This window comes from Bacillus cereus group sp. BfR-BA-01347, assembly GCF_022663835.1.
GTDB lineage: Bacteria > Bacillota > Bacilli > Bacillales > Bacillaceae_G > Bacillus_A > Bacillus_A thuringiensis_K.
In genome coordinates this window covers 430,033-452,980 of record NZ_JAKUGG010000002.1, presented here as the reverse complement: position 1 = coordinate 452,980, position 22,948 = coordinate 430,033, and the positions used below count along the sequence as shown (strand labels likewise).

The following is a 22,948-nucleotide window of genomic DNA, read 5'->3' as shown; positions in this document are numbered from 1 at the left end:
GTGATGAAATGCCTGAATTACCAGAGGTTGAAAACGTCAGACGGACACTTGAAAATCTTGTAACAGGAAAAACGATTGAAGATGTTATTGTTACTTATCCAAAAATAGTGAAAAGACCGGATGATGCAGAAATCTTTAAAGAAACGCTAAAAGGCGAGAAGATTGAAAATATAAAGCGAAGAGGAAAGTTTTTGCTTTTATATGTAACGAATTATGTCATTGTTTCACATTTGCGTATGGAAGGTAAGTTTTTACTACATCAAGAGGATGAGCCAATTGATAAACATACGCACGTCCGTTTCTTATTTACAGATGGAACGGAATTACATTATAAAGATGTGAGAAAGTTTGGTACGATGCATCTCTTTAAGAAAGGTGAAGAAATGAACCAAATGCCTCTTGCTGACTTAGGTCCGGAGCCATTTGATGCTGAAATGACACCGCAGTATTTGCAAGAAAGATTGCAAAAGACAAATCGTAAAATAAAAGTTGTGCTACTGGACCAGCGTCTTTTAGTAGGGCTTGGAAACATATATGTAGATGAAGTTTTATTCCGTTCTCAAATTCATCCGGAACGAGAAGCTTCGTCTTTAACAGTAGAAGAAATTGAGCGAATTTATGAGGCTACAGTTACCACGCTAGGTGAAGCAGTAAAGCGTGGCGGAAGTACAATTCGGACGTATATCAACTCACAAGGGCAAATTGGTTCGTTCCAAGAACTCCTAAATGTATATGGGAAAAAAGGAGAGCCGTGCGTAACTTGTGGCACGATATTAGAAAAAACAGTTGTTGGCGGGCGAGGAACGCATTACTGCCCGATTTGTCAGCCTAGAATATAGAAAAGAGATAACATCGGATAGGCATTTGTCATATACATACAGCAGAGCTATGTATAAGGGAGGAGCTTACCGATGTACCTTTATTTATCTCTTATTTTATTAGCTTTTACATTAAGCTTAGACAGCTGTAGTGTAGGGCTAACATATGGTTTAAGAAGCGTAAGAATACCACTAAGATCAATAATAATTATCGGAATGTGTTCAGCGGCTGTTATGCTTGTTTCAATGGGAATTGGACATATGATCGCGAAAGTATTTTCACCTGTTATCGCAACGCGTATCGGTGGGCTTGTTCTTATTGGAATAGGGATTTGGGTATTATATCAATTTTTTCGAAGTGAGAAAAAAGAAGAACCGAAGCAAGAGGAGAAGGTCTGGAAATTAGAGATTGCCTCGCTAGGGCTAGTGATTCAAATTTTACGGAAACCGACTGTAGCAGATTTTGATAAATCAGGCACCATTTCTGCAGGAGAAGCATTGCTTCTTGGTATCGCTCTTTCTGTAGACTCATTTGGTGCCGGAATTGGTGCATCTTTATTAGGGTATGCACCCGCTATGATGGCGATATTAGTTGCAGTTATGAGTTCTTTGTTTTTATTTATTGGAATGAAACTTGGAACGGTTTTATCGAATATGAAGTGGTTACAAAAATTTACATTCCTGCCTGGAGTATTACTCATTATTATTGGAATTTGGAAAATGTAAGTATGGGCGTGGAACATTAGTTTCGCGCCTTTTATTATGAGGAGGATTATGATGACAGTAGTAATTGGATTAACAGGAGGCATTGCAAGCGGAAAAAGTACAGTATCTCAAATGTTTCGCGAGCTCAGTATACCAGTTATTGATGCAGATATTATTGCACGAGAAGTTGTAGAGCGAGGAAAACCAGCATATAACAAAATAGTAGAAGTATTTGGAACGGAAGTTTTACAAGAAGATGGAGAACTAAATCGTCCAAAAATAGGAAATGTCGTTTTCTATAATGAAGAAAAACGATTGCAGTTAAATAAAATTGTTCATCCTGCAGTGCGTGAGGAAATGAATAGGAAAAAGGAAATGTACATAGAAGAAGGTATGCAAGCGGTTGTGTTAGATATTCCTCTCTTATTTGAAAGTAAATTAACAAGTCTCGTTGACCGCATTTTAGTTGTAGCGGTTAAGCCGCATACGCAATTAGAGCGTTTAATGAAACGAAATAACTTTTCAGAAGAAGAAGCAACAGTTCGTATTCAATCTCAAATGCCGTTAGAAGAAAAAGTGAAAAATGCAGATGAAGTGATAAATAATGATGGCACAATTATGGGAACGAAAACACAATTGCAGGTAATTTTAAAGAAGTGGAACATTATTGACTAAAAAATTGTGAAATTAATGAAAATGCTTAGTGACATATCTCCTTTTTGTGTTATACTATTATTGGGATTGGAGATAAATAGTATAACGCATTCAAGGGGGATAACATATTATGACTCGTGTGGCAATTAATGGATTTGGACGTATTGGGAGAATGGTATTTCGTCAAGCAATAAAAGAAAGCGCATTCGAAATTGTAGCAATCAATGCAAGCTATCCATCTGAAACGTTAGCACACTTAATTAAATATGATACAGTTCATGGCAAGTTTGACGGAACAGTAGAAGCATTTGAAGATCACTTATTAGTTGATGGAAAAATGATTCGCCTTTTAAACAACCGCGATCCAAAGGAATTGCCTTGGACAGATTTAGGTGTTGAAGTTGTAATTGAAGCAACTGGTAAATTTAATTCAAAAGAAAAAGCAATTCTTCACGTTGAAGCTGGAGCGAAAAAAGTTATTTTAACGGCGCCTGGTAAAAATGAAGATGTAACAATTGTAGTTGGTGTGAACGAAGACCAATTAGATATTACAAAACATACTGTTATTTCAAATGCATCTTGTACAACAAACTGTTTAGCGCCTGTTGTGAAGGTGTTAGATGAGCAGTTTGGAATTGAAAACGGTTTAATGACGACAGTTCACGCTTATACAAATGACCAAAAAAATATTGATAACCCACATAAAGATTTAAGAAGAGCACGTGCTTGCGGACAATCAATCATTCCGACAACGACAGGTGCTGCGAAAGCGCTAGCAAAAGTTCTTCCGCATTTAAACGGAAAACTTCATGGTATGGCACTTCGTGTACCAACACCAAACGTGTCTCTTGTTGACTTAGTAGTAGATGTAAAACGCGATGTGACAGTTGAAGCTATTAACGATGCATTCAAAACTGTTGCAAACGGTGCTTTAAAAGGTATTGTAGAATTCAGCGAAGAGCCTTTAGTATCTATCGACTTTAATACAAATACGCATTCAGCTATTATCGATGGTTTATCTACAATGGTAATGGGTGATCGTAAAGTGAAAGTACTTGCTTGGTATGATAACGAGTGGGGCTACTCTCGTCGTGTTGTAGATCTTGTAACGTTAGTTGTTGAAGAGTTAGCGAAACAAGAAAATGTGCAACACATTTAAGTGAATAAGGGAGGAGAGGGCAAGGCAATATTTGCCCTCTTTTTTTATTTTTTTCTGAAAAGGAAAAAAATTATATGAGTATATTTTAAAAAGTGGACATACCACGAAACGTTGTGATTACTGCATTTGTGAATCGTTTATTTTTTTTAGGGAAAAGTAAAGAGGAAAATATGACAGAAAATCGAAAAAACTGTTGTTGCAAAATGAAAATAAACAAAGTATACTAACACTCGTAAACTTAAGAGCTGAGGTACGTAGTCACTACTTAAAGGGTTAGGACCTCTCTGGACTAACTTTCCCCCGTGGTAGTGGAGCAAGCCAAATTGCAAATTAGTTTTCAATTCGAACAGTTAGAATAAATTTACAAGGGGGAACTGTAGAATGGATACTATGGATACGATGGGTCGTCACGTGATCGCTGAACTTTGGGATTGCGATTTCGACAAGCTTAATGACATGCCGTATATTGAACAATTATTTGTGGATGCAGCACTAAGAGCTGGTGCTGAAGTGCGTGAGGTTGCTTTCCATAAATTTGCACCACAAGGTGTAAGTGGAGTAGTAATTATCTCAGAATCACATTTAACAATTCATAGCTTTCCGGAGCACGGTTACGCGAGTATTGATGTTTATACTTGTGGGGATCGTATTGATCCAAATGTTGCTGCAGAATATATTGCAGAAGGTTTAAACGCGAAAACGCGTGAGAGCATCGAGCTTCCTCGAGGCACTGGTAGCTTCGAAATTAAGCAGAGAGAAACAAAAGCTCTTTAAAAAAGAACATAATTGATTTAAAATGTAAAGAGGTGTATAATGCACCTCTTTTTTAGTTTATAAAAAAGGAAAAATATAACGTAATCGTTAGTTGAATAAATTGGACTCTTGCAAATGAGGTAGTGCTCTCTATATACCATCTTATTTTTAAGGATGAGATGATAAAATGATGCGCTGAAACTTAAAGTGGTAAGAGAGTTAGAATGAGTTATATAATATTGTATATATATTTTAGGTGAAGTGAGTAGAGAAAAATAAAGAGTATAGTGTAAAGGAGTGAATGAATTGCGTTGTCCATCCTGTTCTCATAATGGTACAAGAGTGTTAGATTCGCGTCCGGTAGACGAGGGGCGCTCTATTCGAAGAAGGAGAGAGTGTGAAAGCTGCTTAAGTCGCTTTACGACCTTTGAAAGGGTAGAAGAGTCACCTCTTATCGTTGTAAAAAAAGAAGGCACACGAGAAGAGTTTAATAAAGAAAAGATTTTACGCGGTTTAATTAAAGCGTGTGAAAAAAGACCAGTATCTTTAAGACAATTAGAAGAAGTAACACAAAGCGTGGAACGTGAACTGCGTAATTTAGGTATATCAGAAGTGAAAAGTGATATGATTGGTGAAATTGTTATGGAAGAACTGCGCGATATTGATGATGTTGCTTACGTACGTTTTGCTTCTGTATATCGTCAATTTAAAGATTTAAATGTATTTATTGAAGAATTAAAAGATATACTGCAAAAAGAAAGAGAGTAGAAGTTGTATTTTATTCTCTTTACATACCGTAAGTAATAGGATAAGAGAGCTAGAAGCGCAAGCTAATAGCTCTTTTTCACTAAGAATTTATATAATGAAGATAGAACGAATGAAGTAGAGGATAGATTGGATGAGAGAAAGGAAAAGCAAGAATGGAAAAACAGTCATGGATGGAGCTATTGCCGATTGATCGTTATAAAGTAAGTGCGAAAGGGCTACTGCACAATTACGACCGAAAAGTGTTAACGATGTTGTATCAGCCGTTAATAGGTAGTAGAGCTTTTAGCTTATACATGACACTATGGGGAGAGCTAGAGCAAGATCGTGTATTTGGAAAAGAGAATACGCATCATTCCCTTATGGTGACTATGCAAATGCAACTTCCTGAAATATATGAGGAACGAGTAAAGTTAGAGGCAATTGGGCTATTGAAGGTTTATATTAAGAAAGAAAAAGATATTCGAATGTTCATATATGAGTTGCAACCACCTTTATCTCCGAAGCAGTTTTTTGATGATATTGTTTTAAGTATCTTTTTATATAATCGATTGAGCCGGACAAAATATAATCAAGTAAAGCAATATTTCTTAGAAGAAGAATTTGATTTTGCTTCTTATGAAAATGTTACGCGTTCTTTCAATGATGTGTTTGGTTCGTTTAATCCAGGACAGCTTGAGCATGCGCAAGAAGACCTTCGTATTCCAAAAACGACAACTATGCCAAGTAACGAGAAGGGAGACGCTCCGAAAGTTTGGAATGATTTCTTTGATTTCTCTTTATTTGTAGATGGATTGTCCGCTCTTGTTCCTAAAAAGGCGATTACAGATCAAGTGAGAGACTGCGTTATAACACTTGCTTACGTGTATGGTGTAGATGTGTTATCGATGCAAAATATCGTTCTTGGTGCAGTGACAGAGATGCAAACAATTGATATGGAAAGGCTTAGAAAAGGAGCGCGCGATTGGTATCAATTTGAAAATGGTCAAGCATTACCGGTATTAAGTGAAAGAGTACAGCCTCATGCTGCACGTACGATGAAAGAGAAAGAGCCTTCATCGCAAGAGGAGATGCTAATAAAGCAGCTAGAGGAAATCTCGCCAAAACAACTATTGAAAGAGATTTCTGGTGGTGCAGAGGCAACGAAAGCGGATTTGCAGATCGTTGAAGATGTCATGATTAATCAAAAATTGACACCAGGAGTTGTGAATGTACTTATTTATTACGTTATGCTACGCTCAGATATGAAACTTGCGAAAACGTATGTCGAGAAGATTGCTGGGCATTGGGCACGTAAAAAGGTCGGGACAGTAGCGGAAGCGATGGCGTTAGCGAAAGAAGAGAACCGTCAATATCAAGAGTGGGCTGAGACGAAGAAAAAAGGCCGTACGGTGAAGAAAACGGTGCGGAAAGAAATGGTACCAGATTGGCTTAAGGAAGAAGAGCCGAAAGAACAAGAGAAAGAAACAGTGAAGAAAGATGTAAGTGTAGAAAAAGATGCAAGTACGCTAGAAGATGAACGAAAACGACTAGAAGAAGTGTTAAAAAAATATAAGCGTGATTAATAGAAGAGAATGAACGCTCTTTGAGGTGAGAAAATGGAGCATATTCAAAATTCATTTGCAAAATTAATGGAAAATGAAAACTTTAAAAATAGATATGAAGTATTAAAGGCAGAAGTAATGGCGCATCCGCGTGTGAAAGAATTTATAGACGAACATAAGGGTGAAGTAACGACTTCTATGATTGAGCGCAGTCTTGTGAAGTTATATGAATATATTGGACAAAGTGTAGGTTGCGTGGATTGTCCGGATTTAGGTTCATGTAAAAATATGCTGCAAGGTTACGAGCCAAAGCTTGTTATTCAAGGGAAGATGATTGATATTCAATACGATCGCTGCGTTAGAAAAGTAGCGCATGACGAGAGAAAGAAATATGAAAAACTCGTTCAAAGTGTATATATGCCAACGGATATTTTACAGGCAACTATGGAAAACTTAGACCCTTCTGATTTAAATGCACGTATCGATGCGATTGGTGCAGCGAATGAATTTTTAAGTACATATGAACCAGGTAAAAAAGCACAAGGTTTATATTTGTACGGTAAATTTGGTGTAGGAAAAACGTACCTTTTAGGAGCAATAGCGAACGAGCTTGCTCGAAAGAAAATAAGTTCGATGCTCGTATACTTCCCGGAATTTTTACGTGAAATTAAAAGTTCAATTCAAGATAATTCGATTGGTGAAAAGATTGATGCGGTTAAACGCGTACAAGTTTTAATGTTAGACGATATCGGGGCAGAAGCGATGTCAAGCTTTGTGCGTGACGATGTGCTTGGTGCAATCTTGCAATTCCGTATGTTAGAAAACTTACCGACGTTCTTTACGTCTAATTTTGATTTTAAACAACTGGAACACCATTTAACGTATACGCAGCGTGGTGAGGCTGAAGAAATGAAGGCAGCACGTATTATGGAGCGAATTAAATATTTAGCGAAACCAATTCCAATTGGTGGGAAAAACCGTCGTCATAAGTAAAAGAGCAAGCTGAGAAGCTTGCTCTTTTGTATTATAGTGATATTTTCTTTTCAAATATGAGGTCGAAATATTCAGGTTGTCCAGAACTGCCAATCGTAGGGGCAACAATCTGTACGAACCTCCAGCCATCTCTAGCATGTTCTTGAATAATTTCTTGGTAGTCTTCAGCTGGTTTTGAGCGAGTGCCCCCAATGTAATTCGACTTTTACGAATTTATATTCAATCATTCAGATGCATAATTTTATTGATAAGTAAAGTATACAATAAAAATTCATAGTAGCTTGTATCATTTTTTTCTCCCTCCCTTAATATATATAAAATTAGCAAGCCATATTGAGTGGATTTTCTAACAATAGGAAATGTGATTCTACTAAGAGTGAACTTCACGCGGGACGGACTCTTATAGGATTTGTAACGTATAGATACAGTCCTTTAGAGCGGGGATAAAAGGGGGGACAAAAGTGATTGAAATTTGCTTCGAAGAAAAAAATGATGCTATGCACGTATATAGACAATTGCTGAAAAGAGCGGAAGTATTATATAAGGAAACGAGTGTGTATTTACAGGAACAAAAAGTGGTGATTCACATACCAGTACGTGAATCGAATTATATTGAAAAGATCTTATTGCCAGTAATGGTGTATTTCATTGTGAATGTGAAACAAAATGAGTGGATTTATACGATTTTAAAAGAAAAGTTTTTTTATGAAGAACAAGAAGAGTGTCATCAAATATTGCACATGGCACATGAGATTTTAAAGGGAAGAAGAAAAGGTGTAGCTCAGGATTTAACGCGTAACGCATTTGAGTCATATATTAAGTCTTCTTTAAACAATTGGCTTTGTGATCCGCTCTCATTCTCGTTTTCATCATATATCCGTTTTCGTCTTCGTACATATAGGGAAATGGTGGCTAAACTTGCGGAAGTGGCAATTGATGAATATAAGATGGAGCAAGAATACCAAATGTTCATTGAGACGCTTCGGCAACAAGTAAGCAGCCGTAAATCACGTTTGTCTTGTGTGCATCTTATTTTTGATGAAAGCTTTATCTTTTATGATGATAAAGGTAGACGTTTAAAACAGGAGAAGTTGGTCCAATATATAGATGAGGAATTGTTAAAGCAAAATGATGTATATATTGATACGAAAGTAATTGCGCCGCTTCTTTCTATTTCGCCCAAAAAGATTTATTTATATACGAAAGAACAAGATCATAATATGATTATTACTTTGCGAAATGTGTTCCAAGAACGGGTCCAATTACATGGATTACATGATTTTGAGCGCAATGTGAAAAATTTAAAAAATAAAGGTAACGCCCTTGATTTTCTAAGTTTTTGAGCATATAATTACCTACATAAATGAAATATATTGAAATGTCATGATGAGGACATGAGTAGTTTTCTACGATTTTCAGAGAGGGAAGCCTTAGGGTGTGAGCTTCCTAGTACGGGATTATTACTTACCACCTCTAAACTTTAGCAGTGAACGGTTTTTCTAGTAATTGCTAACGGACAACACCGTTATGTTGAACTTGAGCAATTAACAATTATGTTAATTGGAACAAGGGTGGAACCACGAATTCAACACTCGTCCCTTTTTACGGGATGAGTGTTTTTTATTTTGAGAAAAAGAGGAGTGACCAGTGATGGCAGATGTAGTTAAAATTACTTTCCCTGATGGAGCTGTGAAGGAGTTTCCAAAAGGCGTAACAACTGAAGAAATCGCAGCTTCTATTAGCCCAGGCTTAAAGAAAAAAGCTGTAGCTGGAAAATTAAATGATGAGATGATCGATCTTGTTACACCAATCGAAGAAGATGGTGCAGTTTCTATCATTACATTAGATTCTGAAGATGGCCTATATATTTTACGCCATTCAACAGCCCACCTTTTAGCACAAGCGTTAAAACGTTTATATAAAGATGTTAAGGTTGAGCTTGGCATTGGTCCAGTAATTGAAAATGGCTTCTACTACGATATTGATATGGAAGAAGCAATTACAGTTGAAGACTTCAAGAAAATCGAAAAAGAAATGCAAAAAATCGTGAACGAGAACTTAGAAATCGTTCGTCATGAAGTACCACGTGCAGAAGCAATTCGTCGCTTTGAAGAAATCGGCGATGAGTTAAAATTAGATTTAATTAACGATCTTCCAGAAGATGCAGTTATTTCAATCTATGAGCAAGGCGAATTCTTCGACCTTTGTCGTGGTGTTCACCTTCCATCTACAGGAAAAATTAAAGTGTTTAAATTATTAAGCGTTGCAGGTGCTTACTGGCGCGGCGATAGCAATAATAAAATGCTACAACGTATTTACGGTACTGCATTCGTTAAGAAAGCAGAATTAGATGAGCACTTACGTATGCTTGAAGAAGCGAAAGAGCGCGATCACCGTAAATTAGGTAAAGAATTAAAACTATTTACTAATAGCCAAAAAGTAGGACAAGGTTTACCACTTTGGTTACCAAAAGGTGCAACAATCCGCCGCATTATCGAGCGTTACATCGTTGATAAAGAAGCAAGCTTAGGCTATGATCACGTATATACTCCAGTACTAGGAAGCAGAGAGCTTTATGAAACTTCTGGTCACTGGAACCACTACCGTGATGGCATGTTCCCATCAATGGAAATGGATAACGAAGAATTAGTTCTTCGTCCAATGAACTGTCCTCATCATATGATGGTTTATAAAAATGATATTCACAGCTACCGTGAATTACCAATCCGTATTGCAGAACTTGGAACAATGCACCGTTATGAAATGTCAGGTGCGTTATCTGGATTGCAACGTGTACGCGGAATGACTTTAAACGATGCGCACATTTTCGTTCGTCCAGATCAAATTAAAGAAGAGTTAAAACGTGTTGTAAACTTAACTCTAGAAGTGTACAAAGATTTCGGTTTAGAGAACTACTCATTCCGTCTATCTTACCGCGACCCAGCAGATACTAAAAAGTATTATGCGGATGATGAGATGTGGGAAAAAGCACAAGGTATGTTAAAAGAAGCTATGGATGAAATGGGTCTTGATTACTATGAAGCTGAAGGTGAAGCGGCATTCTACGGTCCAAAACTTGATGTTCAAGTTCGTACTGCTCTTGGAAAAGACGAAACACTTTCAACTGTACAATTAGACTTCTTACTTCCAGAACGCTTTGAATTATCATACGTTGGTGAAGACGGTAAACAACATCGTCCAGTTGTAATTCACCGTGGTGTTGTATCAACTATGGAACGTTTTGTAGCCTTCTTAATTGAAGAATACAAAGGTGCATTCCCAACATGGTTAGCTCCAGTTCAAGTACAAGTAATTCCAGTTTCTCCGCAAGTACATTTAGACTATGCGAAGAAAGTACAAGACGAATTGCGTCGTGCTGGTATCCGTGTTGAATTAGACACTCGTGAAGAGAAGATCGGTTACAAAATCCGTGAAGCACAAATGCAAAAAATTCCGTACATGCTTGTAGTAGGTGACAATGAAGTAACTGAAAACGGCGTAAACGTACGTAAATATGGTGAACAAAAATCAGAAACAATCGCATTAGATGCTTTTGTTGACATGATTAAAGTAGAAGGAAAACGATAAGAAAAAGCCGCGGTATACCGCGGCTTTTTTATGTAATATACTTGAGAAAAATTAGAAAAAATAACCATGTAACACTTATCATAAAAAAGTATTGCAAGTATGTTAGTTGTTTGTTACAATGTTTCTTGTTGTTAGTAAAACACATCGCGTCTTCTTGACAGACGTCATGTCCTATGATAAACTCATCAAGGATAATAGAATATTGTTTTGTGGAACAAGTAGAAGCACCCGCTTCTCACCTGATGGACGCATTCGCAGTTAACAGGTAAATGTATTTCTTACTTAAGATTTTACAAGTGTGGGTGTCGTATGCCCGCACTTTTTTTGTTCGGGTTCTATGACTACAAAATATGTTCTGAGAAAACCTTGGAGGTGGCTTACTATTAGCAAGGATATGATGATTAACGAGCAAATTCGTGCACGTGAAGTACGTTTAGTTGGCGCAAATGGCGATCAACTTGGAATCAAGTCTCGTAATGACGCTTTAGACTTAGCTGCAAATCTTAATCTTGATTTAGTATTAGTTGCTCCAAATGCGAAACCGCCAGTATGCCGCATTATGGACTACGGTAAATTCCGCTTTGAGCAACAGAAGAAAGAAAAAGAGCAGCGCAAAAATCAAAAAGTAATTAGCATGAAAGAAGTTCGTTTAAGTCCAACAATTGATGAACACGACTTTAACACAAAACTTCGTAATGCTATCAAGTTTTTAGAGAAAGGCGACAAGGTTAAAGCGTCAATTCGCTTTAAAGGACGTGCCATTACTCATAAAGAAATCGGTCAACGTGTTTTAGATCGCTTCTCAGAAGCTTGTGCTGAAGTTAGTACAGTTGAATCTAAGCCTAAAATGGAAGGACGCAGTATGTTCTTAGTTTTAGCACCGAAAAACGATAAGTAATAGATAGAGGAGGAAATACCTATGCCTAAACAAAAAACTCATCGCGGCGCTGCAAAGCGTTTCAAAAAGACTGGATCAGGTAAACTGAAACGTTCTCACGCTTACACAAGCCATTTATTCGCTAACAAATCTACAAAAGCTAAACGTAAACTACGTAAAGCTGGTGTAGTAAGCGCTGGTGACTTCAAACGCATTCGTCAAATGCTTGACAACTTAAAATAAGTTCGGCTGATATATAGAACAATTAGGAGGTAATATTATGCCAAGAGTAAAAGGTGGTACAGTTACTCGTCAACGTCGTAAAAAAGTAATTAAATTAGCAAAAGGTTACTACGGTTCAAAAAATACATTATTCAAGGTTGCTAACCAACAGGTTATGAAATCTCTAATGTATGCATTCCGTGACCGCCGTCAAAAGAAACGTGACTTCCGTAAATTATGGATTACACGTATCAACGCAGCAGCTCGTATGAATGGTCTTTCTTACAGCCGCTTAATGCACGGTCTTAAAAATGCTGGCATCGAAGTTAACCGCAAGATGCTTGCTGACTTAGCTGTTCATGACGAAAAAGCTTTCGCTGAATTAGCAACAGTTGCAAAAAACAACATTAACTAATTAATTAGTTGAAACCTTAGAAGAATTTTCTTCTAAGGTTTTTTTATTTGTATTCAAATAGAAGTTAGAAGTGAAAGAAATTCTAAAGATTAACGGCTATGTCGTTATCAATATGACAAAATCAATATAAAAGTTATAGCAGTATAGAAGAATATACATATGAAGTCAGGAGAATACTCCTGGCTTTTTTCAATTCTGCTCGTTTGGAAAGAAGAGTATCTTTCCTAGCCGAAACGACACTGCTATAATGGAAAGATGATATGGAACTTTCATCAGATGAACAATTTAAGAGTGATGACTGAAACGTATTTGTAAATTAAGGACAAGCTATTTTATAAAGAGGTAGATAGCTGACTTATTCATAAGAACTGAAACATAATAATGAACTTTGAGATGAAACAACATTGTTGCGTAAAATGCGATGTTGGAGGAGGACAATAGAATGGACTTACTACAACTATTTAAATTACAAAAAGAATTAGATGACCGTATTGCAAAAGAACATGACTTACAACCGAAAAAATTGTTAAAAGAAAAAATGTTAGCTCTTCTTGTAGAAATTGGAGAACTTGCAAATGAAACACGTTGTTTTAAATATTGGAGCAACAAACCAGCTTCGGAACGTGAAGTAATATTAGAAGAATACGTAGATGGTTTGCATTTTATTTTATCAATCGGCATTGATTTAGGTATTGATAAAAACTTCCTATTCTATAAATGTGCACAAACGAATAAAACACAAGTGGAAATTTTCTTAGACACATATGCGAAAGTAATTCGTTTTACAGATCAACCATCTATTACAAACTATATTGAATTATTTACGAGCTACCTTCGACTCGGACAAGCACTTGAATTTGAGCAAGAAGAGATTGAAAAAGCATATTTAGATAAAAATGAAGTAAATCATCAGCGTCAAACACAAGGATACTAATTTAATTTTTGAATATTTCAATTTAATTATTGTATAATGAATTGACTGAAGAAAAAGGAGGGTGTTGGCAATGACAAAATTAGACGCGACATTGACAATGCTAAAAGAATTAACGGATGCACGTGGTATTGCTGGTAACGAACGTGAACCACGTGAAGTAATGAAGAAATATATCGAGCCGTTTGCGGACGAACTTTCTACTGATAATTTAGGGAGTTTAGTTGCGAAAAAAGTAGGGGAAGAAAACGGCCCGAAAATTATGGTTGCAGGTCATTTAGATGAAGTTGGATTTATGATTACACAAATCGATGACAAAGGTTTCCTTCGCTTCCAAACGGTTGGTGGCTGGTGGTCACAAGTTATGCTTGCGCAACGCGTGACGATTGTAACGCGTAAAGGAGATGTAACAGGTGTAATTGGTTCAAAACCACCGCACATCTTACCTCCAGAAGCTCGTAAAAAGCCAGTTGAAATTAAAGACATGTTCATCGATATCGGTGCTTCTAGCCAAGAAGAAGCGATGGAGTGGGGCGTACGACCAGGAGATCAAGTTGTACCTTACTTTGAATTCCAAGTGATGAAGAATGAAAAAATGTTACTTGCAAAAGCATGGGATAACCGAATCGGTTGTGCAATTGCAATTGACGTATTAAAACAATTAAAAGATGAAAAGCATCCAAACGTTGTATACGGCGTTGGAACTGTACAAGAAGAAGTCGGTCTTCGTGGCGCAAAAACATCTGCGAATTATATTAAACCAGATATCGCGTTCGCAGTAGATGTTGGTATCGCTGGAGATACACCGGGTGTAACGTCAAAAGAAGCGCAAAGTAAAATGGGCGATGGACCACAAATCATTTTATATGATGCTTCTGTTATTGGACATACAGGTTTACGTGATTTCGTAGTTGATGTTGCTGATGAATTACAAATCCCGTATCAATATGATTCGGTAGCGGGCGGAGGAACGGATGCGGGTGCGATTCACATTGCTATAAATGGTATTCCTTCTATGGCAATTACAATTGCAACGCGCTATATCCATTCTCATGCGGCAATGTTACACCGTGATGATTATGAAAATGCAGTGAAGTTAATTGTAGAAGTTATTAAACGTCTTGATAAAGAGGCTGTACATAACATTACATTTAATTAATAGAAAAAGCGAAGGAGATTCTCCTTCGCTTTTTTATGTTTTAAAAAGGCCGTTCTAATCCTGCTGCAGTATGAGCGCCTAAAATAATTAAACGAGTTAATTGCATCGCCATAAAATGCGGAGTATATATCATTCCTCTTTTTAACCATGACATAATCATTCCGATGTGAGCCCCTGTCACATAACTAATCAAAATATCACGAGGAACCATAAGATCTTCATCATCTGGTTGTGAAATAGACAAGCTTAATGTTAAATGCACTTGTATTGTTTTCATCATTTTATAAGAGTAGTTTCCGGCAGCTTTATCCCCAAGCATAACGTTATAAAAGTTTACATTCTCTGCGATATGTTCGAATAAAGCCAAAAATGTAGGGTGAGGTGAATCGAATGTAAGTTGAAAATCTTCTTTATTTCTATTTTTCGGTTTAATTACTTCTGCTAGCTTCTCTAACATTTCTTCAATACTTTTGTCTAATAGGTCATATTTATCATGGTAATGGCTATAAAATGTAGCGCGATTTACAGGAGCGCGTTCTGCAATATGTTGAACAGTTACATTTTCAAAGCCTTTTTCGCCTACTAAAGCGACAAAAGCATCCTGAATGAGTTGTCTCGTTCGCTTTACACGTGGATCATTTGTATTTTTAATAGACATTTTTCTTCTCCTCGTTTAATTTTCTATACTTAAACAACATATTGGTATTATATTGTTGTTTAAGCGACATTTCATACGTAAATTGTCGGTTGTAGATTCAAAATAATTATTTATAATTATAAACGATAGTCCTTCAGAAATCAGCACCGCTCGCAGGTAGATAAATTTCGATTTATGCTGCAGATGGTGTGATTTTTTTGTTAAAAGGTTAATATAATTAACAATTAAACAATCTAAACAATAAGGACATAAATAGTTTAGAAAAAAATTATATGCGATATAAGGAGAGGAATGCAATGAATCAGTTTCGAAGAATGGTAATTATCAACATTATCACATTAATTGTACTAGTTGGCGGCGGTATTGGCGGTTATTACTATTACAACCAAACGGAAAATTACTTAAAAACAGACAATGCAAAGATTGATGGAAAGGTAATTCCGGTTGCTTCACCAGTGGCAGGTAAACTAACTGACTGGAAAGCTGAAGTAGGAAAAAATTATAATGAGAACGATAAACTAGGTACTGTTACTGTAGCGGCAGCTAATGGAGAACAAACAGTAGATGTAACAATTCCACAAAATGCAACGGTTGTACAATCAAACGCAACAACAAATGCTTTCGTTGGAGCTGGTAGCCCGATTGCTTACGCATTCGATATGAACAATTTATGGGTAACAGCAAACATTGAAGAAACAGATGTTGATGATGTTCAAAAAGGTCAAGATGTAGATGTGTATGTAGATGCATACCCAGATACAACGTTAACAGGAAAAGTAGAACAAGTTGGCTTAACAACAGCGAATACATTCTCTATGTTGCCATCAAGCAACGCAACAGCGAACTATACGAAAGTAACACAAGTAGTACCAGTTAAAATTTCTTTAGACCATAGCAAATCAGTAAATATTGTTCCTGGCATGAATGTGACAGTTCGTATTCATAAGTAAGGGGGAGATGAGATGTCCTCAATTGTAATTGCAGGATATGCACTATTTTGTATAATCGTCTTCTTCCTTGTAAATCGTCTTTTACGAAAGAAAAAAACGAAAATGGGAGAAGAACAAGTCCCAACCGTAAGTAAAATAGAAGTAAGTAAAGTTGAAACAGAAGAGAAAGAAATTGAACGAAAGCAAGAATCGGAAATTTCTAATGTAGTTGAGTTAGAAACAGGAAAGCAAGAAGAAGGAAAGCAAGAAGAAGTAAAACAAGAAAAAGAAGTGCCGAAAAAACAAATGTCTACGCCTGTAGAGAATGTGAATGTAAAAGCAGTTGTAGCTGTATTAATTCTCGGCATGTTCGTTTCTATTTTAAACCAAACAATCATTAACGTTGCATTACCTCCGTTAATGAATGAATTTAACGTATCAACTTCAACAGCACAATGGTTAATTACAGGCTTCATGCTTGTAAATGGTATTTTAGTACCGATTAGTGCCTTTTTAGTTTCACGATTTACGTATCGTAAATTATTCGTAGCCGCAATGTTATTCTTTACGGTAGGATCTATCATTTGTGCTACTTCAGGAAACTTTACAATGATGATGACAGGCCGTGTAATTCAAGCAGTTGGTGCGGGTATTTTAATGCCGGTTGGTATGAATATCTTCATGACATTATTCCCGCCTCATAAACGCGGAGCAGCGATGGGGTTACTAGGTGTAGCAATGATTTTAGCACCAGCTATCGGACCAACTGTAACAGGTTGGGTGATTGAAAATTATAGCTGGAATGTAATGTTCTATGCGATGTTTATTATCGGTTTAATTATTACGTTCCTATCTTTAAAATTCTTTACACTAGCTCAGCCAGTGTCTAAAACGAAATTAGATATATTCGGTGTGGTTAGTTCAAGTATTGGACTAGGAAGCTTATTGTACGGATTTAGTGAAGCTGGAAATAATAGTTGGACTAGTGCAGAAGTCATTATTTCACTTGTTATCGGTGTAATTGGTTTAGCGTTATTTATTTGGAGAGAGTTAACAACGGACAATAAAATGCTTGATTTACAAGTATTTAAATATCCAGTATTTACTTTTACTTTAGTAATTAACGCAATCGTAACGATGGCACTATTTGGAGGTATGTTATTACTTCCAGTATATCTGCAAAACATTCGTGGCTTTACGCCAATTGAATCTGGTTTACTACTTCTTCCAGGATCATTAATTATGGGAATCATGGGACCAGTAGCGGGTAAATTATTCGATAAATATGGCATTCGTCCATTAGCGATAATTGGATTGGCAATTACGACGTATGCGACATATGAATTTACAAAATTATCGATGGATACACCGTATAGCGTTATTATGACGGATTATATTATACGTTCAATTGGTATGTCATTCATTATGATGCCAATTATGACAGCTGGTATGAACGCACTGCCGATGAAATTAATTTCTCACGGTACAGCAACGCAAAATACGTCAAGACAAGTAGCAGGTTCAATCGGAACAGCGATTTTAATCACACTTATGACGCAACAAACAACTGCTCACGTAGCAGATTACGGCAATATGTTAACAACATCCAACCCAATTTTAGTTGATAAAGTACACGGCATGGGCCAAAGCTTAGCGGCCTTAGCTGGATCGGCTCAAGCAGGAGATGCGATGAGCACACAACTATTATATGGACAAATTTCAAAGCTATCTGCAATTAACGGTATTAACGATGCCTTCTTAATCGCAACGATACTAGCAGGTATCGCTTGGGTGTTATCGTTCTTCTTACAATCAGGCAATAAACCAAATAGAAAAGCAGGGAATTAATTTCCCTGCTTTTTTGTGCTTTTTTATGCAGTAACATATAAAAGATGATAACCAGTTATGGAGCACAGCCCTGTTATAAACAAAATCGTCCCCATAGAACAAATACTCGATATTTGCCTGCCGCTTATAATAGCTAATAGTCCAGCTAAAGAGAACAGGCACCAATATAAAGTTCCCGAAATTGGAACCACCTCCTCTAAATCTATTCCAGAACCTATACAAACGATAGGAACAACGATAAGCGATATGCTAATGAAACCAGCAATAATTAAAAAAATACCAATGCTGAATTGGCATAACATTAAAGTAAGAGCTAAAATCATCCAAGTTAATATTCCGAACACTTCTGTATTACCTGCGATTTGTGGGTTTCGAAAAAAGTTATATATAGAATCAATCACCTACAGACATGAGTACCCAGAAGATAACCCCTAATATTCCAATGGTAAAAATAATGAATCCCATATTACGTATACTTTTAATTTTTGCTTGGAATCCACTTATCCCTGCTAATAATCCAGTTAAAGAAAATAGGGCCCAGTAAAGAGCAGTTGGAATGGGGAAGATTGTATCCATATTAATTCCTATACTTAAAAAAACAAAAGGTAGTGTGACAAAGGATAGGCTAAGTAGCCCCATTAAACCAACGAGTAATTTCCGATATTTAATTCCTGTTACTATTAAAAAAATACCACCAGCAATCCCGCATAGTAAGAGAAGTGGCGTGAAAAGCATCCAAATAACACTGAACATATGTAAACTCCTTTATATGAATTAAGTTATATTTTACTACATGAGGTTTATTTTGGATATTATTAATAAATATGTATAAATTGATAGAGATGAGAAGTGATCATACGAATTAATAAAAGAGGTATCGTGAGGATACCTCTTTCTAATTCAAGAATGCCAACAAATTATTCATAATATGAAATAACATAGCTGGAATAATGGATTTTGTTTTTTTACATAAAATAGCCATTAATAATCCCATGAAGAAAGTAATGACCATTACCCCAAGTGAGTATGTATGAGCGATACCGAAGAAGAAGCTTGTTATAATCGCTGCAATCCAAAATGGAAAGCGTTCTGAGAAAAAGCGAAGTATAAAGCCACGGAAAATAAGCTCTTCAAAAATTGGTGTGAGTATTGCAAAGCCGAGAAGTAATAATATTTCATATTGCTTAAAGACATCTAAGTTTAGTGCGGAAGATTGCTGCTTTGTTGCGTCTTGGAACACATAATTTAACAAGATGTAATTGAGTAAAATGTTTATAGCGAAGAAAAGAAGTAAGTATACGTATGTACGCCATTCTTTCAGTGCTTTAAAGTTAAATGATTGTAGTAGTAATTTTTTTGCGGGTTCGAATTTAAAAATGAAGAATAACAACACGGCTAGCTGTAATACAATACTTGCAGTATTTACGATAGATTCATACAGGGCAATTTGTTTTTTATCTGTAAGACCGGCTGTATAAATTGTTAAGGGCATTGCGAGGAACACAGTAATAAGTCCGGTTCCGAAAAAAGCGAATACAACGGAGCTAATAAATTGTCCCCATGACATAGAGTATTTCTGTTCATTAGAAAGTTGTGTAGCGGGTTGCATATGTAGAATCACCTCTTTATATTTGTATATTTAATTATAAGGCATTTTGTTTTCAGGCGTAATATTTAAATATTACATATAAAGGTGTATTTTCCACAAAATAATAAAAGAGGTATCACCCTGTAGTGATGCCTCTTTCTCATTGATAACTATGTTCTGTCTTGTTATTCAATTTTGCTTGCTCTATTTGCAATTCACGCTCTACCAATCGATCTAATTGCTGAATTGCTTTAAGTGCTTTTTCATAAGAAATTGTTCGATAATGATGCGCTCCGCCCGGTTCTTCATCTGCTTCATCTGCCCATTTAATAATATTTTGAAGAGATGTTCTTTCAATTTCTTGTTCCACTAAGAAAGAATCTGTATGAAGAAGAATTGCAATAGAAATTTCTTTTGCTAGTTTTGGATGTTCTCCTAATCTAATAAGTAATTTATGTGCTCTTTCAGCGCCTTTAATTGCATGGATATCATTCTTTTTATATAAGTCATAATCCCATTCGCCGCCTGTGTACCACGTATGATGTCCGATATCATGAAGGAAGCCAGCTTTTGTGGCAGCATCGACTGAGGCGTGATGCTTTTTGGCTAGGTGAAACGCATGGTAAGCGACAGCGATCGCGTGGACCATTCCAGAACGGTTTACGTATTTTTGTGTAATGTGGTGTTTAAAAATTTGTTCAAGCGTAATACGGTGCATAAAACATTCACTCCTTTTATCTTATGGTGTATATGAAGAAAAATCGATCGGTTTAAATGTATTTTGAACATTGTACTCCATCATAGTTCGTTAGTAAAGTAGAAATGTTTAGGAGAAGAAAAAAATTTTCCGCAAAAAAATCACCTTAGCTGATGCAAAGGTGATTTTCAAATTGCTTATTTTTTTAATCCTTGCTCTAGTGTTTCTAACATTTCGTGCTTTTCATTTTCATCAGCGTTTTTCCAAATGACTTCAAATAAAACGCCAAGACCTGGAAGCATTTTTTCTTCACCGCTTTGAATTGCATCGACGATTGTTTCTTGTAATTGATCTTGTGAATTTCCAGATACATTCGCTAATACGGCACCGCGTAAATTAAAACTCATTGCTTTCACCTCTTCTTCAGAATTGAAACTGACGTTAGTTTTTGTTCTTTTTTATGTAAATATGTATGAAAAATAGGCTATAATGATAAGACAAGAAGAGAGGGAAATACATATTATGAAAAACATTGATTCAGTACAAAATCCGCGTGTAAAGCAGTGGAAAAAGCTGCAAACGAAAAAAGAACGCGATAAAAAAGGTTTATTTTTTGTAGAAGGATTCCACTTAGTCGAGGAAGCTTTGAAGGCAGGAATTGTAACGGAACTTATCGTTTCAGATCAGACAGACCTTCCGAAAGATTGGACAGTTAATGATGTGGAAATGTATATTGTACCTGAGGCGATTGTCAAAATACTTCGTGAAACAGAAACGACACAAGGTGTATTTGCTGTTTGTGAGAAGCATGAGAAAGAAGTAGCTCTTACTGATGGGAAATTCCTTTTATTAGATGGCCTGCAAGACCCAGGTAATTTAGGAACAATTATTCGTACAGCTGATGCAGCTGGTATTCACGCCGTTGTGCTTGGAGAAGGTTGTGTTGATGTTTATAATAGTAAAGTACTCCGCTCTACACAAGGCTCTATTTTCCACTTACCAATTGTAAAAGGGAACTTAGAAGAATGGGTAGACAAGTTAAAAGAAAATAACGTTCCTGTATATGGAACAGCTCTTGAAAATGGAGTTCCGTATGGTGAAGTAACGCCGGCTGGCAGTTTTGCATTAATTGTAGGAAATGAAGGGAACGGCGTACGCCAAGAAATTCTTGCAAAAACGGATCAAAACTTGTATATTCCGATTTACGGCGGGGCAGAATCATTAAATGTTGCGGTTGCAGCAGGGATTTTAACGTATTATTTGCAAAGCCCGGTTGCGAACAAATAAAAAACTTCTTATAATAAGTTGAAGTACATTATATTAAAAGTTAAATAACGAAAAACGTTGATAGAGAAGAGTAACTTACAAAATCGCCATATAGGGAGAGAGTGCCGTAGACTGAAAGCATTCTTATGGTAGACGGAAGTGAATTCACCTCTGGAGTTGACGCCAGGACCATGTATATGTAAAGGCGTTCCGGTCAGAATTGATCGTTATAACTAATGAGTGGGCAGACTTGTTCTGTCAATTTAGGGTGGTACCGCGAATTTACCTCGTCCCTTTTTGGGAGCGAGGTTTTTTTATTTTTAAAATTAGGAGGGTTCCAAAATGGAAGCACGTTTAAAAGAGCTAAAGCAAAAAGCGTTAGAGCTTATTGAAGAAGCGAAAGAGCTAAAGAGCTTAAACGACGTACGCGTAGCGTATTTAGGAAAAAAAGGCCCAATTACAGAAGTATTACGCGGCATGGGAAAATTGTCAGCAGAAGAGCGTCCACGTATGGGAGCATTAGTAAATGAAGTGCGTGAAGCGATTCAAACGCGTTTAGATGACAAAATTAGTAACTTAGAAAAAGCGGTAATCGAAGCGAAATTAGCTACTGAAACAATCGATGTTACACTGCCAGGTCGTCCTGTTGAAACAGGTTGTCACCATCCGTTAACAGCTGTTGTTGAGCAAATTGAAGATGTATTCATCGGTATGGGTTATGAAGTAGCTGAAGGAACAGAAGTAGAAAAAGACTACTACAACTTCGAAGCACTAAACTTACCGAAAGATCACCCAGCACGTGATATGCAAGATACATTCTACATTACAGAAGAAACGTTACTACGTACACATACATCTTCTGTGCAAGCACGTACGATGGAAAATAATAAAGAAAAAGGCCCGATTAAAATTATTTGTCCTGGTAAAGTGTATCGCCGTGATGACGACGATGCGACGCATTCACATCAGTTCATGCAAATTGAAGGTCTTGTAATTGATAAAAACATTCGTATGAGTGACTTAAAAGGTACACTGCAAGTATTCGTGAAAAAGATGTTCGGTGAAGATCGTGAAATCCGTCTTCGTCCAAGTTTCTTCCCATTCACAGAGCCATCTGTAGAGATGGATATTTCTTGTATGATGTGTCATGGCAAAGGTTGCGGCACTTGTAAAGGAACTGGCTGGATTGAAATTCTAGGCGCAGGTATGGTTCACCCGAACGTACTTGAAATGGCTGGTTATGATTCAAAAGAATATCAAGGTTTCGCATTCGGTATGGGCGCAGAGCGTATCGCAATGTTGAAATACGGAGTAGATGACATTCGTCATTTCTATACAAATGATGTACGTTTCTTACAACAATTCAAACGAGCGTAAGG

25 protein-coding genes, 1 pseudogene and 3 other annotated features are annotated in these 22,948 nt (G+C 36.6%); of the genes and pseudogenes, 19 read left to right on the top strand and 7 right to left on the bottom strand.

Annotated elements, in window-relative coordinates:
• The first annotated feature begins 8 nt into the window (after window positions 1–8).
• The 8 genes from mutM to dnaI all read left to right on the top strand — a co-directional run bounded on the left by mutM (window position 9) and on the right by dnaI (window position 7,391).
• Window positions 9–839 (top strand): DNA-formamidopyrimidine glycosylase, encoded by an 831-nt coding sequence (gene mutM / locus MR143_RS05655; protein WP_001114495.1) that lies wholly within the window; start codon window positions 9–11, stop codon window positions 837–839.
• A 72-nt stretch (window positions 840–911) separates the two neighbouring features.
• Entirely contained in the window at window positions 912–1,544 is a 633-nt protein-coding gene (gene ytaF, locus MR143_RS05650) for a sporulation membrane protein YtaF (RefSeq protein ID WP_000281744.1), read from the top strand.
• Between the two features lie 51 nt (window positions 1,545–1,595).
• Complete coding sequence (gene coaE / locus MR143_RS05645) at window positions 1,596–2,198, top strand: dephospho-CoA kinase (protein ID WP_000219321.1); 603 nt, start codon at window positions 1,596–1,598, stop codon at window positions 2,196–2,198.
• A gap of 109 nt (window positions 2,199–2,307) precedes the next feature.
• Window positions 2,308–3,336 carry a glyceraldehyde-3-phosphate dehydrogenase gene (locus MR143_RS05640; protein WP_000198974.1) on the top strand — a complete coding sequence of 343 codons (1,029 nt, stop codon included), beginning with the start codon at window positions 2,308–2,310 and terminating at the stop codon, window positions 3,334–3,336.
• A 390-nt stretch (window positions 3,337–3,726) separates the two neighbouring features.
• A complete protein-coding gene (gene speD / locus MR143_RS05635; RefSeq protein ID WP_002003660.1) occupies window positions 3,727–4,110 on the top strand; it encodes an adenosylmethionine decarboxylase in 384 nt (127 codons plus the stop codon).
• A 285-nt stretch (window positions 4,111–4,395) separates the two neighbouring features.
• Window positions 4,396–4,857, top strand: coding sequence for a transcriptional regulator NrdR (gene nrdR / locus MR143_RS05630; RefSeq protein WP_001203687.1), 462 nt, complete (start codon window positions 4,396–4,398; stop codon window positions 4,855–4,857).
• Window positions 4,858–5,009: 152 nt separating this feature from the next.
• Window positions 5,010–6,419, top strand: a complete 1,410-nt coding sequence (locus MR143_RS05625; RefSeq protein WP_000415027.1) for a replication initiation and membrane attachment family protein — start codon at window positions 5,010–5,012, stop codon at window positions 6,417–6,419.
• Window positions 6,420–6,452: 33 nt separating this feature from the next.
• On the top strand, window positions 6,453–7,391 hold the full coding sequence (gene dnaI, locus MR143_RS05620; protein WP_000400104.1) for a primosomal protein DnaI: 939 nt from the start codon (window positions 6,453–6,455) through the stop codon (window positions 7,389–7,391).
• Window positions 7,392–7,422: 31 nt separating this feature from the next.
• Here dnaI and MR143_RS05615 read toward each other — a convergent pair.
• Window positions 7,423–7,618: pseudogene (locus MR143_RS05615) on the bottom strand (DUF4177 domain-containing protein).
• Window positions 7,619–7,852: 234 nt separating this feature from the next.
• On the opposite strand from MR143_RS05615, the gene ytxC reads away from it, so the two are divergent.
• The 7 genes from ytxC to MR143_RS05580 all read left to right on the top strand — a co-directional run bounded on the left by ytxC (window position 7,853) and on the right by MR143_RS05580 (window position 14,583).
• Window positions 7,853–8,734: a putative sporulation protein YtxC gene (gene ytxC, locus MR143_RS05610; RefSeq protein WP_000569629.1), complete on the top strand. Its 882-nt coding sequence runs from the start codon at window positions 7,853–7,855 to the stop codon at window positions 8,732–8,734.
• A 31-nt stretch (window positions 8,735–8,765) separates the two neighbouring features.
• Window positions 8,766–8,994, top strand: a binding site (T-box leader).
• 47 nt (window positions 8,995–9,041) lie between these two features.
• The gene (gene thrS, locus MR143_RS05605; protein ID WP_000786083.1) at window positions 9,042–10,979 is read left to right on the top strand and encodes a threonine--tRNA ligase; all 1,938 of its coding nucleotides are present in this window, start codon (window positions 9,042–9,044) and stop codon (window positions 10,977–10,979) included.
• Window positions 10,980–11,189: 210 nt separating this feature from the next.
• Window positions 11,190–11,310, top strand: a sequence feature (ribosomal protein L20 leader region).
• Between the two features lie 63 nt (window positions 11,311–11,373).
• On the top strand, window positions 11,374–11,877 hold the full coding sequence (gene infC, locus MR143_RS05600) for a translation initiation factor IF-3 (protein WP_000973215.1): 504 nt from the start codon (window positions 11,374–11,376) through the stop codon (window positions 11,875–11,877).
• 21 nt (window positions 11,878–11,898) lie between these two features.
• On the top strand, window positions 11,899–12,099 hold the full coding sequence (gene rpmI / locus MR143_RS05595) for a 50S ribosomal protein L35 (RefSeq protein WP_001125945.1): 201 nt from the start codon (window positions 11,899–11,901) through the stop codon (window positions 12,097–12,099).
• Between the two features lie 37 nt (window positions 12,100–12,136).
• A complete protein-coding gene (gene rplT, locus MR143_RS05590; RefSeq protein WP_001138362.1) occupies window positions 12,137–12,493 on the top strand; it encodes a 50S ribosomal protein L20 in 357 nt (118 codons plus the stop codon).
• A 442-nt stretch (window positions 12,494–12,935) separates the two neighbouring features.
• Window positions 12,936–13,427 carry a dUTP diphosphatase gene (locus MR143_RS05585; RefSeq protein ID WP_000365050.1) on the top strand — a complete coding sequence of 164 codons (492 nt, stop codon included), beginning with the start codon at window positions 12,936–12,938 and terminating at the stop codon, window positions 13,425–13,427.
• 70 nt (window positions 13,428–13,497) lie between these two features.
• Window positions 13,498–14,583: a M42 family metallopeptidase gene (locus tag MR143_RS05580; protein ID WP_000163552.1), complete on the top strand. Its 1,086-nt coding sequence runs from the start codon at window positions 13,498–13,500 to the stop codon at window positions 14,581–14,583.
• A gap of 40 nt (window positions 14,584–14,623) precedes the next feature.
• Here MR143_RS05580 and MR143_RS05575 read toward each other — a convergent pair whose 3' ends face one another.
• Window positions 14,624–15,241 (bottom strand): TetR/AcrR family transcriptional regulator, encoded by a 618-nt coding sequence (locus tag MR143_RS05575; RefSeq protein WP_000023661.1) that lies wholly within the window; start codon window positions 15,239–15,241, stop codon window positions 14,624–14,626.
• A 296-nt stretch (window positions 15,242–15,537) separates the two neighbouring features.
• Here MR143_RS05575 and MR143_RS05570 point away from each other — a divergent pair, with 296 nt between their 5' ends.
• Both MR143_RS05570 and MR143_RS05565 read left to right on the top strand, forming a co-directional pair.
• Window positions 15,538–16,191 (top strand): HlyD family secretion protein, encoded by a 654-nt coding sequence (locus tag MR143_RS05570; RefSeq protein WP_001071419.1) that lies wholly within the window; start codon window positions 15,538–15,540, stop codon window positions 16,189–16,191.
• A gap of 12 nt (window positions 16,192–16,203) precedes the next feature.
• Window positions 16,204–18,018, top strand: coding sequence for a DHA2 family efflux MFS transporter permease subunit (locus MR143_RS05565; protein ID WP_000095301.1), 1,815 nt, complete (start codon window positions 16,204–16,206; stop codon window positions 18,016–18,018).
• A 23-nt stretch (window positions 18,019–18,041) separates the two neighbouring features.
• On the opposite strand, the gene MR143_RS05560 is transcribed toward MR143_RS05565, so the two are convergent.
• The 5 genes from MR143_RS05560 to sspI form a co-directional block, all read right to left on the bottom strand.
• Window positions 18,042–18,362 carry a hypothetical protein gene (locus tag MR143_RS05560; RefSeq protein WP_033673112.1) on the bottom strand — a complete coding sequence of 107 codons (321 nt, stop codon included), beginning with the start codon at window positions 18,360–18,362 and terminating at the stop codon, window positions 18,042–18,044.
• Window positions 18,363–18,411: 49 nt separating this feature from the next.
• The gene (locus tag MR143_RS05555) at window positions 18,412–18,771 is read right to left on the bottom strand and encodes a hypothetical protein (RefSeq protein WP_000493173.1); all 360 of its coding nucleotides are present in this window, start codon (window positions 18,769–18,771) and stop codon (window positions 18,412–18,414) included.
• 142 nt (window positions 18,772–18,913) lie between these two features.
• The gene (locus MR143_RS05550; protein WP_001182121.1) at window positions 18,914–19,627 is read right to left on the bottom strand and encodes a CPBP family intramembrane glutamic endopeptidase; all 714 of its coding nucleotides are present in this window, start codon (window positions 19,625–19,627) and stop codon (window positions 18,914–18,916) included.
• A gap of 139 nt (window positions 19,628–19,766) precedes the next feature.
• Entirely contained in the window at window positions 19,767–20,324 is a 558-nt protein-coding gene (locus tag MR143_RS05545) for an HD domain-containing protein (protein ID WP_000554786.1), read from the bottom strand.
• A gap of 176 nt (window positions 20,325–20,500) precedes the next feature.
• Window positions 20,501–20,710 carry a small acid-soluble spore protein SspI gene (gene sspI / locus MR143_RS05540; protein WP_000009509.1) on the bottom strand — a complete coding sequence of 70 codons (210 nt, stop codon included), beginning with the start codon at window positions 20,708–20,710 and terminating at the stop codon, window positions 20,501–20,503.
• An 82-nt stretch (window positions 20,711–20,792) separates the two neighbouring features.
• Here sspI and MR143_RS05535 point away from each other — a divergent pair, with 82 nt between their 5' ends.
• Both MR143_RS05535 and pheS read left to right on the top strand, forming a co-directional pair.
• On the top strand, window positions 20,793–21,590 hold the full coding sequence (locus MR143_RS05535) for a TrmH family RNA methyltransferase (protein ID WP_001986644.1): 798 nt from the start codon (window positions 20,793–20,795) through the stop codon (window positions 21,588–21,590).
• A gap of 48 nt (window positions 21,591–21,638) precedes the next feature.
• Window positions 21,639–21,867: a binding site (T-box leader), on the top strand.
• Between the two features lie 44 nt (window positions 21,868–21,911).
• Window positions 21,912–22,946, top strand: a complete 1,035-nt coding sequence (gene pheS, locus MR143_RS05530) for a phenylalanine--tRNA ligase subunit alpha (RefSeq protein WP_000388226.1) — start codon at window positions 21,912–21,914, stop codon at window positions 22,944–22,946.
• Window positions 22,947–22,948 lie beyond the last annotated feature (2 nt).

Bases quoted from the DNA above. Each gene is read 5' to 3' on its own strand.
- mutM (WP_001114495.1), top strand. From the start codon at position 9: ATGCCTGAATTACCAGAGGTTGAAAACGTCAGACGGACACTTGAAAAT.
- ytaF (WP_000281744.1), top strand. From the start codon at position 912: ATGTACCTTTATTTATCTCTTATTTTATTAGCTTTTACATTAAGCTTA.
- coaE (WP_000219321.1), top strand. From the start codon at position 1,596: ATGACAGTAGTAATTGGATTAACAGGAGGCATTGCAAGCGGAAAAAGT.
- MR143_RS05640 (WP_000198974.1), top strand. From the start codon at position 2,308: ATGACTCGTGTGGCAATTAATGGATTTGGACGTATTGGGAGAATGGTA.
- speD (WP_002003660.1), top strand. From the start codon at position 3,727: ATGGATACGATGGGTCGTCACGTGATCGCTGAACTTTGGGATTGCGAT.
- MR143_RS05625 (WP_000415027.1), top strand. From the start codon at position 5,010: ATGGAAAAACAGTCATGGATGGAGCTATTGCCGATTGATCGTTATAAA.
- dnaI (WP_000400104.1), top strand. From the start codon at position 6,453: ATGGAGCATATTCAAAATTCATTTGCAAAATTAATGGAAAATGAAAAC.
- thrS (WP_000786083.1), top strand. From the start codon at position 9,042: ATGGCAGATGTAGTTAAAATTACTTTCCCTGATGGAGCTGTGAAGGAG.
- infC (WP_000973215.1), top strand. From the start codon at position 11,374: ATGATGATTAACGAGCAAATTCGTGCACGTGAAGTACGTTTAGTTGGC.
- rpmI (WP_001125945.1), top strand. From the start codon at position 11,899: ATGCCTAAACAAAAAACTCATCGCGGCGCTGCAAAGCGTTTCAAAAAG.
- rplT (WP_001138362.1), top strand. From the start codon at position 12,137: ATGCCAAGAGTAAAAGGTGGTACAGTTACTCGTCAACGTCGTAAAAAA.
- MR143_RS05585 (WP_000365050.1), top strand. From the start codon at position 12,936: ATGGACTTACTACAACTATTTAAATTACAAAAAGAATTAGATGACCGT.
- MR143_RS05580 (WP_000163552.1), top strand. From the start codon at position 13,498: ATGACAAAATTAGACGCGACATTGACAATGCTAAAAGAATTAACGGAT.
- MR143_RS05575 (WP_000023661.1), bottom strand. From the start codon at position 15,241: ATGTCTATTAAAAATACAAATGATCCACGTGTAAAGCGAACGAGACAA.
- MR143_RS05570 (WP_001071419.1), top strand. From the start codon at position 15,538: ATGAATCAGTTTCGAAGAATGGTAATTATCAACATTATCACATTAATT.
- MR143_RS05565 (WP_000095301.1), top strand. From the start codon at position 16,204: ATGTCCTCAATTGTAATTGCAGGATATGCACTATTTTGTATAATCGTC.
- MR143_RS05555 (WP_000493173.1), bottom strand. From the start codon at position 18,771: ATGTTCAGTGTTATTTGGATGCTTTTCACGCCACTTCTCTTACTATGC.
- MR143_RS05550 (WP_001182121.1), bottom strand. From the start codon at position 19,627: ATGCAACCCGCTACACAACTTTCTAATGAACAGAAATACTCTATGTCA.
- MR143_RS05545 (WP_000554786.1), bottom strand. From the start codon at position 20,324: ATGCACCGTATTACGCTTGAACAAATTTTTAAACACCACATTACACAA.
- sspI (WP_000009509.1), bottom strand. From the start codon at position 20,710: ATGAGTTTTAATTTACGCGGTGCCGTATTAGCGAATGTATCTGGAAAT.
- MR143_RS05535 (WP_001986644.1), top strand. From the start codon at position 20,793: ATGATAAGACAAGAAGAGAGGGAAATACATATTATGAAAAACATTGAT.
- pheS (WP_000388226.1), top strand. From the start codon at position 21,912: ATGGAAGCACGTTTAAAAGAGCTAAAGCAAAAAGCGTTAGAGCTTATT.